Raw genomic sequence first — 12,464 nt, 5'->3', positions numbered from 1 at the left:
TTCCGGCTCACGACTCGGTTTTCCGAACTGCGGTGGACTACGGCTTACATACCGTTATGAGGGAATTGCGCATCGTGTCAATAGGTGCCGTCTCACTCCCTGGGACGAGGTATGTGAGAGGCGGCACATTGACTCGATTCCCTTGTGGAGAGCGGCACTTGGAGACTGGGTTGTCCACAGCGATCCCCACCCCCCGATGAGTTATCCACAGGCTGTGCGGAAGGTCTGTGGATTTCGGAATCGATCACTCCGGAAGTGTCGAGCAGAGTGAAGAATTCCCGGTTCAAACTGGTCTGACACCCACTTTCGGGTGGAAAGGGGTCGCCCCAAAAGATGAACCAAAGGAAACAGGTGGACGAAGGGTGATGTCCCTGGTGGTGTCCCTCGGTGCCGCCGGTAGGGCGATTTGTCGACGAAGTCGCCCTACCGTGTCGACTTGTCCCCAGGTCCACACGGGGGCCTGTGGATAACTCCTGTGGATAACGCTAGAAGCGCCCGTCCTGGCACCGCGCGACCCAGTCCGCCGCCGCCACGAACTCCTCGTCGGACGTCCCGGGCAGCGTGGGTCGTACTCCTTCGGGTGCGATGTCCGCACGCGGGTACGAGCCGAGGAACCGTACCTGCAGACAGATCCGCTTCAGCCCCATCAGCGTCTCGGCCACCCGCTGGTCGGAGATATGGCCCTCGGCGTCGATGCAGAAGCAGTAGTTGCCGATGCCGGCGCCCGTCGGGCGGGACTGCAGCAGCATGAGGTTGATGCCCCGGGTGGCGAATTCCCCGAGCAGGTCGCGCAGCCCGCCGGGGTGGTCGTCGCGCTGCCAGAGCACCACCGACGTCTTGTCCGCGCCGGTCGGGGCCGCGGGCCGGGCGGGGCGGCCCACCAGCACGAACCTCGTCTGCGCGTTCTCCGCGTCGTGGATCTCGGTTTCCAGGGCGGTCAGGCCGTACCGAGCGGCCGCGAACTCGCCGGCGAAGGCGGCGTCGTACCGGCCCTCCTGGACCAGCCGGGCACCGTCCGCGTTGGAGGCGGCGGACTCCCAGACGGCGTCCGGGAGGTTGGCCTTGAGCCAGTTGCGGACCTGGGGCTGGGCGGCCGGATGGGCGGTGACGGTCTTGATGTCGGACAGCTTCGTGCCCGGCCGGACCAGCAGCGCGAAGGTGATGGACAGCAGCACCTCGCGGTAGATCATCAGCGGCGCGCCCGCGACCAGCTCGTCCAGGGTGGTGGTGATGCCGCCCTCGACGGAGTTCTCGATCGGTACGAAGGCGGCCTCGGCTTCTCCGGCGCGCACGGCGTCCAGCGCCGACTGCACCGACACGTACGGGATCAGCTCCCGGGTGGCCGCCTCCGGAAGCGTGCGCAGGGCGACTTCGGTGAAGGTTCCCTCAGGGCCCAGATAGGCATAGCTCGCTGGCATGTCCTCACCCTAATGGCCGCGCGCGAACCCGGCCCCGGTGTCTCACGACTGCCCCCGTCGGGAGTGAACCGGCGTGGGTTCACCCCTCCAGCAGCCGTTGCCCCACGTATTCTCCCCGCGCGGCGCCGCCGGGGACCGCGAACAGTCCGCTGGCCTCGTGGCGGATGTACCGGGACAGGGCGTCGCCCCGGTCGAGCTTGCGCTGTACGGGCACGAAGCCGCGCAGCGGATCCGCCTGCCAGCAGACGAACAGCAGGCCCGCGTCGGGCGCCCCGTCGGTGTCGATTCCGTCGTGGTACGAGAACGGGCGCCGGAGCATGGCGGCGCCCCCGTTCTGGTCGGGCCGGGTGATGCGGGAGTGGGCGTTGAGCGGTACGAGGTAGTCGCCCTTGGCGTCCGCCTTCTCCAGGTCCATCGCGGTCGTCTCGGTGCCGCCCGACAGCGGCGCCCCGCTGGACTTGCGGCGTCCGATGACCGCCTCCTGGGCCCCGGTCGACAGCTTCTCCCAGTCGTCGAGGAGCATGCGGATCCGGCGTACGACGGCGTAGGAGCCGCCCGCCATCCAGGCGGGGTCGCTCGAGCCGGAGGCCGGGACGAAGATCCGCTTGTCGAAGTCGGCTTCGGCGGGCTTGGGGTTGCGGGTGCCGTCCAGCTGGCCCATCAGGTTGCGGGCGGTCATGGGGTGGGCGGTGGCGCCCGGGGTGCGGTTGAAGCCGTTCATCTGCCAGCGGACACGGGCCGCGCTGCCGGCGTCCTTCTGGATCGCGCGCAGGGCGTGGAAGGCGACGAGGGCGTCGTCGGCGCCGATCTGCACCCAGAGGTCACCGTTGCTGCGGGCCTTGTCGAGGTGGTCCGAGGAGAAGTCGGGAAGGGGGTCGAGGGAGACCGGGCGCTGCTTCTCCAGCCCGGTCCTGCCGAAGAAGCTGTGTCCGAACCCGAAGGTGATCGTCAGCGACGACGGTCCGGCGTCGCGGGCCACGTCGGTGTCGTCGTGTGCGGCCGCCTCGCCCGCCATCAGCCGCTCGGCTGTGGCCGACCACCGGCGCAGCAATGCCGCCGCTTCCTTGCGGCCCGCGCCCGCCGCGAGGTCGAAGGCGACGAGGTGGCCGCGGGCCTGGAGGCCTTCGGTGATGCCGGGCTGATGTTTCCCGTGAAACATCACCCGGTCGGCGCCCACCGCGGTCAGCGGCGTGGCTCCGGCGGGGGCGGCGGCGTACCCCACGGCCCCGCCCGCCGCGCCGAGTACGAGACCCGTGGCACCGGCCGTGCCGAGGAGTTTGCGCCGTGAGAGGCCGTCCCGTGCGGAGCCGCCGCCGCGGGCCTCGGCCACAGCGGTGCCGGGCTCCGCCGTGGCGTCGGACTCCACGGGGGTGCCGGACTCCACGGCGGTGTCGGACTCCACGGCGGTGTCGGAAGGACGAGCCTTCGGGATGGACTGGTCAGCCATGGTGCGGTTCAGCCGATCTGCGCGTTCTTGGAGACGGTCGCCTGGTCGATGTCGGAGGTGCGCACGGTCACCGCGATCTTCCATTCACCGGCGATGGGGATCTGCACCCCGGTCGCGGCCCAGTGGCCGGTCGTGACGTGGTCGGGGGTCACGGGCAGCGGCCCGATCTTCTTGGCGGTGAGGGTGAAGGCGACCTTCACCTCGGGGATGTCGAAGGCGCGGCCGTTGGGCCGCTGGACGTAGACGTGCATCTCGTTGCCGCCCACGCGCGCGGGGTCGAAGTCGAGCCGTACGACGCCCTTGCCGTCCTGGCCGCCGGTGTCGAACGGCATGTCCAGGGTGAGCGCACCGGAGGAGGACGAGGAGGCTGACGACGAGGACGAGGACGCGGCCGCCTTGGCCTCCTGCTCCGTGCGGCCCGGTTCGGTCTGCGTGAGCACCGTGGTGACCGCGAGCAGGACCACGGCGACGCCCGCCTCGGCGAGGACCGAGCGGCGCAGTCCGAAGCGGCCCGGGTCGGCGTCCCGCACCCGCTTCTCCCGGGCGGTGTCCTCGGCGGCGCGCTGCCGGGCGAGCTGGGCGGCGCGCTTGGCGTCCCCGGCCGCGGCGGGCGCGGTCACGCGCTCCTTCACCTCGACCTCGACTTCGGCCTCGACCTCGGCTTCCACCTCGGTCTCAGCGTCGGCGTCGGCCTCGGCCTTCGCCTGTGCCTTCGCGGTCTTGGACTGCTTCCCCGCCTTCGACACGGGCGCCGTATCGGCGAGCCGTGCCGTCCACCGCCGGGAGATCGCCGCGATGCCGACCAGCAGTGCCACGAGCCCGATCTTGACCAGCAGCAGCTGTCCGTACCGGGTGTCGGTGAACGCCGACCACGAGCCGAGCTGGCGCCAGGACTGGTAGACGCCGGTCGCGACCAGCGCGGCGACGGAGCCGAAGGCGAGGCGGGAGAAGCGGCGGACGGCCGCGGTCTCGACCGGGGTCTCGGCGGGCGCCCGGTAGAGGGCGACCAGGAGGGCGGTGAGCCCGCCCAGCCAGGTGGCGACCCCCAGCAGGTGGACGACGTCGACCGGCATGGCGATGCCCGGCTGGAGTCCGGTCGAGGCGTGCTCGGCCATCGCCCAGCTCGCCGCGAGCCCGGCGGCCACCACGGTGCCGCCGATCGCTAGCCCGAAGGTCAGGTCCCGCTTCTCCTCGTCCTCCCGCTTGTCATAGGCGCCGAAGAGGACGGCGATGAACAGTGCCGCCGCGGCGAGCAGCAGCAGCCGGGAGACGAGCGCGGCGCCGGTCTTGGTCTGCAGCACCTGCCCGAGCAGGTCCAGGTCGAAGATGGCGCCGACCTTGCCGGAGCTGGTGTAGGAGCCGCGCAGGAGCAGCAGCCAGAGCGTGGCCGCGGTGAGCGTGAGCCAGCCGCCGACGACGAGCCGCTGCATGGCCCGTACCCCGGAGCCGCGCTGCCAGCAGGCGAGCACGAAGGCCGCGCCGCCGACCAGCACGATGTAGCCGGCGTACGACATGTAGCGCCCGAACCCGTACAGCCAGCCCACGACGCCGCCGCCCGCGGTCTGCCCGGAGACGGAGACGGTGGTCTGGGACGGGGCCCCGACGGAGAAGGTGTAGGCGCCGGACACCGGGTGGCTGTCCGCCGAGACGACCTGGTAGGCGACGGTGTAGGTGCCGTCTGCCAGGCCGCTCTTGAGCTGCACGGCGTAGGTGGTCCCGCTGATGTTGGACGGCTTGCCGACGTCGACCTTCTTCCCCTTGGGGTCGAGGACGTGCAGCGAGTCGTCGTTCATCGACACCTGCTCGGAGAAGGTCAGCGACACCTGGGTGGGCGCCTTCTTGACCACCACCCCCTGTGCGGGGTCGCTGCCGGTCAGCGCGGCGTGCGCGGAGGCAGGCCCCGCACCGGCCAGCAGCGCGCCGGTGACGGCCAGGAACAGCAGCACCAGGGTGCGCAGGCGGGGGGTGATGGTCCGCGTCAAGGTGGTCCCTCCCTCAGTGTCCGGTCGACGGGTTGTACGTGGCGGACTTCACCGGCATCTCGACGGTGAGGGGCCTGGACTTCGCAAAGCCGAGTTTCAGGGTGATCGTCTGGCCCTGTGCCGGCCGGTGCTTCAGCTTCTCGAACATCAGATGGTTGCCGCCGCTTTTGAAGACGAGTTGACCATGGGCGGGGACGGGGAAGGAGGTGACCTGCTCCATCGCGCCGCCGACGGTGTCGTGCATGGTGACGTCACCGGCGGCGTCACTGGTGACCGAGGTCAGCTCGTCCTTCGTGCCGCCCTTGTTGACTATCGTCAGGAAACCGGCCGCCATGTCGGCCGAGACCGGCTGGGGCATGTAGGAGGAGCGGACCGACAGCTCCGCCGCGGCGTCGCCGGATCCGCCGCAGCCGGCGAGCGCCAGGGTGCCGGCGGTCGCCGCGGCCGCCGCGGTCGTCGCGGCGTGCCGTGCGGAACGGGTGGAACGCCTCACGGCTTGGCTCCCTTGATGATCTTGGGGAGGTCCTTGGTGTAGTCGTCGACCGTGGTGTCCTCGCCGTAGAGGAGGTATCCGCCGTCGGTCTTCGGGGAGAAGGCGATGACCTGGGTGCCGTGGACGGAGACGACCTTGCCCTTCTTGTCCTTCTTCGTCGGCTCGATGGAGATGCCGAGGGAGCGGGCGCCGGCCTGGATGGTGGAGAAGTCGCCGGTCAGGCCGATGAACTGGGGGTCGATGCCCTTCAGCCACTTGCCGAGCTCGGTGGGGGTGTCGCGGGCGGGGTCGGTGGTGACGAACACCACCCGCAGCGCGGCCTGTTCGGCCTTGGGCAGCGACTTCTTGGCGACCGCGATGTTGTTCATGGTCAGCGGGCAGATGTCGGGGCAGTGGGTGTAGCCGAAGTAGACGAGGGTCGGCCTGCCCTTGGTCTCCTTGCGGAGGTCGTACTTCTTGCCGTGGGTGTCGGTGAGGACGAGGTCCGGCTTCTCGAACGGCTGGTCGAGAACGGTGGCGGGCTTGTCCGAGCCGGACTCCTCGGAGACCACGGCTATGGGCGACTTGTCGTCGTCGCCGCTGCCGCAGGCGGAGAGGGTCAGGGTGGCCGCGGCGAGCAGCGCGGCCGCGGCGAACGTCTTGTTGCGCATGGAAAGGTCCCAGAGTAGAGAGCTCCGGCGCGCACCGGGGCCGTACGCAAGCGTGGCACGGTCCCCTGTGCGCGGTGCGGAGGGGAGGCGGTCAGGCGGTGGTACGGCGCCGTCCGGCGAGCACGCCGTAGGCCACGCCCGCGGCGCCCACGACGATGCCGACGACGCCGAGCACGCGCGCGGTGGTGTCGCTGCCCCCGGAGTCGCCGGCGGCGGCCGCGGTCTCGGTCTTCGCGCCGGCCTTCTCGTCCGTCTTGTCGGAGGCGTCCTCGGCGGTGCTCGAGGCGTGGGAGTGTCCGTCCTCGGAGGCGGCGGCCAGTTCGAGGACCGGGGCGGGGTTCTCGGGCTCCTCCTGGCCGTCCTGCTGGACCTCGATCCAGCGGACGGTCTCCTTGTCGGAGTAGGTCTGGATCGCCTTGAAGACCAGTTCGTCGGTGTCGTCGGGCAGGGCGCCGACGGACAGCGGGAACTTCTGGAAGTAGCCGGGCTCGATGCCCTTGCCGTCGGCGGTCCAGGTGACCTTGGTGACCGCCTCGCTGATCTTCTCGCCGTGCATCTCCATCGGCTTGGCCAGCTTGGACTTGGTGACCTTCACCTTCCAGCCGTCGATCGGCTGCGGCATCACCGAGGCCAGCGGGTGGTCGGTGGGGAGGCTGACCTCGATCTTGGTGGTCGAGGCCTTGTCGCGCTCGTTGGGCACCTTGAAGTCGACGACCGCGTAGCCGCCCTTGGCGGCCGTGCCCTCCGGCTGCACGCTGACGTGCGCGAAGGCGGGGGCGGACAGGGCGAGCACGGAGACGCCGGCGACGGCGGTGGCGGCGGCGAGACGGGAAGCCTTGATGGACTTCATGAAAGACAGCACTCCACTCTGAGTGAGTCCGGGGTGAGTCCCGGTGATGAAGCCGGGGTGAGTCCCGGTGATGAAGAGGGATACGCGCGCGTGGCGCGACGGCGTCCCCTCTCCGAGCACGGATGTCGTGTGGAGTGGCTCTCGTGTCGCGTCAGGCGGCGAGGTCGAGTGCGGCGGCGGGAGGCGGGCCGCGCCGGATCACCGTGTGCTGGAGTGCGGTGGTGTGCGGGGCGGGTGAGTCGTCCGAGGCGGTACGGCGGTCACGCGCGCGCGGGTCGGGAGTGCCCGGGAGCCCGGCACACAGGGCGCACGCCAGCGCGAGCGCCGCGCGCAAGGAACGTACGAGCGCTCCCTCCGCGACTCCATGCACCGAGAGGTCCAGCAGCCGCAGCACCGCCAGATCGCCGCGACGCAGCAGCCAGCCGACGGCGACGGCCGCGATGAGGTGGCCGAGGAGCATCGGCAGGGAGGGCAGCAGGGAGAGCAGCGAGGCGGAGGAGCCGGTGGTGTCCGCCGCGTGCCGCATGGTGCTCATGCCCGTGCCCGCCGCCGAGCCCAGGTCCGCCCCGGTGGCCAGGTGCGCGTCGGCGAGGAGCCGGTACGCGTGGGCGGGCGTCAGGGAGGCCGCGCTGCTCCCGCACAGCAGTCGCGCGGCGCGGGCCACGAGGGCCTGGTCGCTCATCCCGGCCGACGCGCCCATGGAGCCCATGGACGCCGCGGACATCGTGCCGGAGGCCGTCGCGGCCATGGCGTGCTCGGCCAGCCCGAACAGCGTGTGCAGCGCGGCCTGCCCCAGGGTGAGCAGCACCGCGATCCCCGGAAGGGAGCGGTCCCGCCCGGCGAGCGGGGCCACCAGTACGAGTGCGCCCAGGAATCCCGCGCCCAGCGTCCACAGCGGGACGGCGGCGCAGGCGGCCAGGCTGTGCCCCGCCGCGGCCAGCACGACACAGACCGCGGCGAACACCGCGGCCCGCAGAATCCGGAGTTCCGCTCCGGTGCGCGTCGTGCGCGGGTGGGGGGCAGTCATGGCGCGCTCATCATCGCACTGCCCTTACCCGCGCTCCACGGCAGGTCCGCGGGAAGGGCACCTCCCGGCCGACCCTCATACACCGATTCGTCCTCGGCCGCATCCCCCGTATGGGCGGCGTCACGTCAACGGGGTGCTTACACATGGCCACGGGCGGCAATACGTAACGGTATGTCGAGCCGCAGCCAGGAGGCTGGAGCATGAGCATCTGGTGGTCACTCCATCTGCGGCGCGAGGCCGCGAGCGTGCCGCTCGCCCGACGCCTGCTCCTGGGCACGATGGAGACGGCGGGCGTGGACCCCGACGTCTCGTACGACCTGTCCGTCGCCCTCAGCGAGGCCTGCGCGAACGCCGTCGAGCACGGCGGGGGCGGGGCGTTCGGCGACTCCGCCGAGGCGTACCGGGTGACGGCCTACCTCGACGGCGAGAAGTGCCGCATCGAGGTGACCGACTCCGGCCCGGGGCTGGCCCGCGGCGCGGAGATCCGGCTTCCGCGCGTGGACGCCGAGCAGGGGCGCGGCCTGTGCCTCATCCGGGAACTCGCCGACCACGTCCACATCGGGCCCGAGCCGGGCCGGGCCGGGACGGTGGTCACCTTCGACAAGATGCTCAAGTGGCGCGACGACGCGCCGCTCATGGCGGTCTAGCGCTTCAGCCTTCCGGGCTTTCACAGGCTTTTCCCAGCCGTGGCTCATGTCCCTGACAAGCCCGGTTCCTACGTTCCTCGACCATGACGGGAAAGCACAAGCACAACATCACCCGGCGTCGCGCGATCGCGGTGACCGGGGGCACGGCCGCGGCCGGCGGGCTCGCCGTCGCCGGTTACCAGTCGGCGTTCGCCGACACGACCACCGAGGCCTCGGCGAGCGCGTCCGCTTCGGCCACCTCGACCGGCGGTACCTGCGCGCAGCTGATGCCGAGCGTCACGGAAGGGCCCTACTACCTCGACGGTGCCTTGGTGCGCAAGGACATCACCGAGGGCAAGAGCGGTGTCCCGCTGACGCTCCGTCTCACCGTCGTGGACGCCACCGACGGCTGCACCCCGGTCTCCGGCGCGGCTGTGGAGATCTGGCACTGCGACGCCTGGGGCTACTACTCCGGCTACACCACCGCCAACCCCGGCGGCTCGGCCCCGGCCGAGAGCGAGGAGGGCGACAGCGCCGACGACAAGACCTATCTGCGCGGTTACCAGGTCGCCAACGCCAACGGGGTCGTCAAGTTCGAGACGATCTTCCCCGGCTGGTACACCCCGCGCACCTGCCACATCCACGTCAAGGTGCACACCGGCGGCGAGAAGGAGGACGGCACCTACGAGGGCGGCAAGGTCAACTTCACCGGCCAGCTGTTCTTCGACGACGACATCGCCGAGGCGGTCTTCGCGCTGGAGCCGTACTCCAAGCACACCGGGAGCTACACCGAGCTCGCCGACGACATGGTCTACGACGGCGGCGGCGCCTCCAGCGGTCTGCTGACCCTGGAGCCCGTGCACAAGAAGGACCCGGCCAAGGGCTACAAGGGCTACCTCACCCTGGGCATCGACCCCGACGCCGAGAACACCGGCGCGGGCAGCGGCGGCGGGGGCACCCCGCCGAGCGGCGCCCCCAGCGGCGCCCCGACGGGCACCCCGCCCAGCGGAGCCCCGAGTGACAGCGCCTCCCCTTCGGCCTCCGCGTCCTCGTAAGGTACGGCCATGAGCAGTCGCGAGGACGACGCGCTGGCGCGGGCCGCGGTGGCCGCGCTCACCGGGCAACTGGCCCTGGTACCCAAACCAGGGCTGCCCGACCCGCGCGACCTGGCCGCCCGGACCACCCGCCGGGACCACGTCGCCCTGCGCTGGTCGGCGAAGGCGCTGGCACCCGGCCTCGCGGCGATGGCCGCCTCCGCCCGCCGCACCGGCGACGTCACGCCGGCGTTACGGGCGGAGCTGGGCGCGATAGGCCGGTGCACCGAGCACTCGGTCGGTCTGGCGGGCGGCGGACACCGGGGCGCCCTGTGGACGCTGGGCCTGCTGGTCTCCGCGGCCGCGCTGGGCCCGAGGCCGGGGGCACGGGACGTGCTGACGGTCGCCAAGCGGATCGCCGCGCATCCGGACCGGCGCGCCCCGCTGCGGCCCTCGCGGGGCTCCTCCGTGTCGGCCAAGTACGGCGCGGCCGGGGCCCGCGGCGAGGCGAAGGCCGGATTCCCGCACGTGCGGCGGGCGTTGGACGCGCTCGCCGCCGCCCGCTCGGCCGGCGCCACCGAGGCCGAGGCCCGGCTGGACGCCCTGCTCACCGTGATGTCCAGCCTCCAGGACACCGAACTGCTCTACACGGCGGGCCCGCTGGGCCTGCGCCACGTGCAGGCGGGCGCCCGCGGGATCCTGGAGGCGGGCGGCACGGCGGCACCCGCGGGCGCCGAGGCGCTGGCCGCGCTGGACGCGGACCTGCACGCGCGCGCGTGGAGCCCACGGGGAAGCGCGGGACTGCTCGCGGGGGCGTTGTTCGTGGATTCGCTGCCGGCGGCCTGAATTCCGGAATCCGCTTTCGTGGCCGGGCTTTAACGGCCCGGCTTCCACGCCCGGCTTTCATGGCCCGGCGGACGCCGCAACCGTAGCCGCCTAGGGTGACCGCATGGACATTGCGGCCGAGGAATTGACGGACGGCGTGATATTGCGGCCGGCCACGGAAGCCGACGCTCCGGCACTCGCCGCGGCGTACGTGGAGAACCGCGAGCATCTCGCCCCCTGGGAGCCCCGGCGTCCGGAGAAGTTCTTCACCGCCGCCGGCCAGGCGGCCGTGCTCGGCGAAAAGCTGCGGCAATTCGCCGAACAGCGGACCGTCCCGTGGGTCCTGGAAGCCGCCGACGGACGGATCGCCGGGACGATCACGCTGTCCGGGATCGTCCTCGGCCCCTGGCGCAGCGCCTACCTCGGTTACTGGATCGCCGCCGACCACCAGGGGCGCGGGCTGGCGACCGCCGCCGTGCGGGCGGTGTGCCGCGTGGCCCGCGAGACCGTGGGGCTGCACCGCATCGAGGCCACCACCGTCCTGGACAACGCCGGCTCCCAGCGTGTGCTCGCCAAGTGCGGTTTCGAGCACATCGGTACGGCCCCGCGCTATCTGGCCATCAACGGAGCCTGGCGGGACCACCGGATGTTCCAGCGCATCCTGCACGACGACGAGCCGACCCCCTGACCTGCCACCCCCTGACCTGCCACCCCGTGACCCGCCGCCCCGGCCGGCTCACCCCGCGTCCAGCACCTTCGCCAGTACCTCCAGCGCTTCCGGATACGCCCGTTCGCGAGGTGTGCCGTACCCGATGACCAGGCCCTGGGCCCTCCCCGGGCCGGGGGTGTGCCAGTGGCCGCCCAGGTGGCCCACGGCCAGGCCCTCCGCCTCCGCGCGGGACAGCGCCTCCGCCTCGTCGGGAACCTCCACCAACGCGTGCAGCCCGGCCGCGATGCCGCGTACCCGGCGCCCGCCCAGCCGGTCCAGCAGCTGGTCCCGGCGGCGCCGGTAACGCAGCCGGCACGCGCGCACGTGACGGTCGTAGGCGTGGCTGTCGATGAGCTCGGCGAGCGCCAGCTGACCTATCGTCTCGGTGTGGTGGTCGCTGTGCAGCTTGGCGTCGGCGACCTGGTCCACCAGGTTCGGCGGCAGCACCATCCAGCCCAGCCGCAGCGCGGGGCCGAGGGTCTTGGAGGCGGTGCCCAGGTACACGACCCGGCCCGGCGCCATGCCCTGGAGGGCTCCGACGGGCTGACGGTCGTAGCGGAACTCCCCGTCGTAGTCGTCCTCGACGATCAGCCCGCCACGCGCGCGTGCCCAGTCGGTGAGCGCCCGCCGCCGCTCGGGGTGCAGGGTCACACCGGTCGGGTACTGATGGGCGGGCGTGACGATCACGGCCGACTCCTCGCCCAGGTCCTGCGCGCACACCCCCCGCTCGTCGACCCGTACCGGGATCACGCTCCCGCCGTTGTGCCGCACCACGTCCCGGTGGAAGGGCAGCCCCGGGTCCTCCATGGCGATGTCGCCGCCCAGCACGCGCGTGAGGAGCGCCAGGCCCTGCACGTACCCGGAGGTGATGATGATCCGGTCCGGCGGCGCGATCACCCCGCGCGCCCGCCCCAGGTAGCCCGACAGGGCCGTGCGCAGCTCGATCCGCCCGCGCGGATCGCCGTAGTCGTACGCCAGCGAGGGCGCCGTCGCGATGGCCCGGCGCAGCGCCCGCAGCCAGGCCGCCGCCGGGAACGCCCCGACGTCCGGGCTACCGGGCCGGAGATCCAGACGCGGGGCACGCGCGCGTGCGACCGCCTCCGGAGCGTCGGTGTCCACGGAGGGCAGCGAGGCCACCCGGGTGCCCGACCCCTGCCGCGCCGACAGGTACCCCTCGGCCACCAACTGGTCGTACGCCGCCTTCGCGGTCCCCCGCGAGATCCCCAGCTCCACCGCGAGCCGCCGCGTGGCCGGCAACCGCGTCCCGGGTGACAGCCGCCCCTCCCGCACGGCATCCCGCAAAGCCCGCTCGAGCCCGGCCCTCCGCCCGTTCACCGCGTTCGGTTCCAGATGCAGATCGACACCCATACCGGACCAGAAATCTTCCACGAACACCCTCCCCC

Annotated in this window: 12 protein-coding genes; 4 read left to right on the top strand and 8 right to left on the bottom strand. The window is 71.9% G+C overall.

What is annotated here, in order from left to right; genetic code table 11:
• Window positions 1-485: 485 nt before the first annotated feature.
• The 7 genes from pheA to ACH45E_RS08605 form a co-directional block, all read right to left on the bottom strand.
• Window positions 486-1,418, bottom strand: coding sequence for a prephenate dehydratase (gene pheA, locus ACH45E_RS08635; RefSeq protein ID WP_361441875.1), 933 nt, complete (start codon window positions 1,416-1,418; stop codon window positions 486-488).
• 79 nt (window positions 1,419-1,497) lie between these two features.
• Window positions 1,498-2,865 (bottom strand): iron uptake transporter deferrochelatase/peroxidase subunit, encoded by a 1,368-nt coding sequence (gene efeB / locus ACH45E_RS08630; RefSeq protein WP_399040280.1) that lies wholly within the window; start codon window positions 2,863-2,865, stop codon window positions 1,498-1,500.
• A gap of 8 nt (window positions 2,866-2,873) precedes the next feature.
• Window positions 2,874-4,847 carry a copper resistance protein CopC gene (locus ACH45E_RS08625; RefSeq protein WP_361441869.1) on the bottom strand — a complete coding sequence of 658 codons (1,974 nt, stop codon included), beginning with the start codon at window positions 4,845-4,847 and terminating at the stop codon, window positions 2,874-2,876.
• 13 nt (window positions 4,848-4,860) lie between these two features.
• Entirely contained in the window at window positions 4,861-5,340 is a 480-nt protein-coding gene (locus ACH45E_RS08620; RefSeq protein ID WP_399040277.1) for a copper chaperone PCu(A)C, read from the bottom strand.
• Entirely contained in the window at window positions 5,337-5,990 is a 654-nt protein-coding gene (locus ACH45E_RS08615; protein WP_361441866.1) for an SCO family protein, read from the bottom strand. The genes ACH45E_RS08620 and ACH45E_RS08615 overlap by 4 nt, the downstream gene beginning before the upstream one ends.
• Window positions 5,991-6,081: 91 nt before the next feature.
• Window positions 6,082-6,831, bottom strand: coding sequence for a YcnI family protein (locus ACH45E_RS08610; protein WP_361442599.1), 750 nt, complete (start codon window positions 6,829-6,831; stop codon window positions 6,082-6,084).
• Window positions 6,832-6,991: 160 nt separating this feature from the next.
• On the bottom strand, window positions 6,992-7,867 hold the full coding sequence (locus tag ACH45E_RS08605) for a hypothetical protein (RefSeq protein ID WP_361441863.1): 876 nt from the start codon (window positions 7,865-7,867) through the stop codon (window positions 6,992-6,994).
• 200 nt (window positions 7,868-8,067) lie between these two features.
• Between ACH45E_RS08605 and ACH45E_RS08600 the strand changes: the two genes are divergently transcribed.
• From ACH45E_RS08600 to ACH45E_RS08585, 4 genes are all read left to right on the top strand, one after another.
• Window positions 8,068-8,514: an ATP-binding protein gene (locus ACH45E_RS08600; RefSeq protein WP_361441861.1), complete on the top strand. Its 447-nt coding sequence runs from the start codon at window positions 8,068-8,070 to the stop codon at window positions 8,512-8,514.
• Between the two features lie 83 nt (window positions 8,515-8,597).
• The gene (locus tag ACH45E_RS08595) at window positions 8,598-9,548 is read left to right on the top strand and encodes an intradiol ring-cleavage dioxygenase (protein ID WP_361441858.1); all 951 of its coding nucleotides are present in this window, start codon (window positions 8,598-8,600) and stop codon (window positions 9,546-9,548) included.
• Window positions 9,549-9,557: 9 nt separating this feature from the next.
• Entirely contained in the window at window positions 9,558-10,373 is an 816-nt protein-coding gene (locus ACH45E_RS08590) for a triphosphoribosyl-dephospho-CoA synthase (protein ID WP_361441855.1), read from the top strand.
• Between the two features lie 103 nt (window positions 10,374-10,476).
• Window positions 10,477-11,040, top strand: coding sequence for a GNAT family protein (locus ACH45E_RS08585; protein WP_361441852.1), 564 nt, complete (start codon window positions 10,477-10,479; stop codon window positions 11,038-11,040).
• Window positions 11,041-11,088: 48 nt separating this feature from the next.
• On the opposite strand, the gene ACH45E_RS08580 is transcribed toward ACH45E_RS08585, so the two are convergent.
• On the bottom strand, window positions 11,089-12,450 hold the full coding sequence (locus ACH45E_RS08580; RefSeq protein WP_361441850.1) for a PLP-dependent aminotransferase family protein: 1,362 nt from the start codon (window positions 12,448-12,450) through the stop codon (window positions 11,089-11,091).
• Between the last annotated feature and the right edge of the window lie 14 nt (window positions 12,451-12,464).

Origin of the sequence: Streptomyces sp. NPDC020299 (genome assembly GCF_044387825.1) — a bacterium.
GTDB lineage: Bacteria > Actinomycetota > Actinomycetes > Streptomycetales > Streptomycetaceae > Streptomyces.
This window is presented reverse-complemented; position numbering and strand designations above follow the sequence as displayed.